This window comes from Terrabacter sp. RAF57 (assembly GCF_052113925.1).
Lineage (GTDB): Bacteria > Actinomycetota > Actinomycetes > Actinomycetales > Dermatophilaceae > Terrabacter.
In genome coordinates this window covers 1-423 of sequence record NZ_JBFRDT010000061.1, presented here as the reverse complement: position 1 = coordinate 423, position 423 = coordinate 1, and the positions used below count along the sequence as shown (strand labels likewise).

1 protein-coding gene is annotated in these 423 nt (G+C 76.4%); it reads left to right on the top strand.

Features of this window, described 5'->3' with window-relative positions; genetic code table 11:
• Positions 1 to 423, top strand: a 423-nt coding sequence (locus AB4Y83_RS22700; RefSeq protein WP_442298281.1) for a DUF222 domain-containing protein, incomplete at both ends; no start/stop codon positions are given.

The window sequence follows — 423 nt, the reverse complement described above, 5'->3', positions numbered from 1 at the left end:
CAGGACTGGGACCACGTCGCGTCCCTGGCCGCCGACCTGCACGACGCGCACGCCCGGCTCGTCGACTTCGTCGTCGCGGTCCTGGCCGACGGGTCCTGGCAGGCCGCGGGGCTGCGGTCGCCGGAGCACTGGCTGATGCTCCGGGCGGGGCTCTCGCGGGGCCAGGCCGGTGCGATGGTGCTGCTGGCCCGCCGCGCCGGGGAGCTGCCCGCCACCGTGGCCGCGTTGCGGGAGGGACGGATCAGCCTGGACCAGGCGGCGGTCGTGGCCCGGCACACCCCGGCCGCGTTCGACACCACGGTCGCGGAGTTCGCCCGGCACGCGACGGTGACCCAGCTGCAGCGCACCGTCACCCGCTACGACTTCACCCTCCAACCCGACAGCGTCGACGACCGCGGCCGCGGCCTGCCCGGCGAGATCCTG